The sequence below is a fragment of the Rhizobium sp. GW821-FHT14E12 genome (genome assembly GCF_058803745.1).
In genome coordinates, this window is record NZ_JBXAPH010000036.1 from 1 (window position 1) to 558 (window position 558).

General features: G+C 59.7%; 1 pseudogene. It reads left to right on the forward strand.

The window, feature by feature from the left end:
- A pseudogene (locus tag AC1RO0_RS31925) lies at nucleotides 1–508 on the forward strand (IS5 family transposase); the annotation flags it as partial.
- Nucleotides 509–558: the final 50 nt, after the last annotated feature.

The window sequence follows — 558 nt, forward strand, 5'->3', positions numbered from 1 at the left end:
CGCAAATTGCACCTTGCGCTGGACGCCGACACTGGCGAAATCATCGCTCAAAACATGACCGATCAGAATGCGGGCGACGCCCTCACAGGTCGAACCGCTGCTCAATGAGATCGATCGACCGATTAGCCAGTTTACGGCCGACGGCGCCTATGATGGTGAACCGGCCTATGATGCCGTCGGTCGGCATAGCGCCGATGCTGTCGTCGTCATTCCACCTCGATCAAACGCGATCGACAGCTCGCAAACGGGGATCGCCAGTCAGCGAGACCAACACATCGAAGCGATCAGGGCGCACGGTCGGATGAAATGGCAAGCAACGACCGGCTATGGCAAGCGCTCGCTGGTCGAGACCGCCATCGGCCGATACAAATCGATCATCGGACACCGACTACGGGCACGCTCATTCGGCGCGCAACAGACCGAGGTCGCCATCGGCTGCGCCGCCCTCAATCGCATGCTGGCATGCGCTCGCCCGAATTCCGGCCGCTGCAAAGCAGCAAAGGTATAGCGTCTGCTTCAAAGACAGAAAGCCGTTCCCCTTGTGACCCATGCACCAAT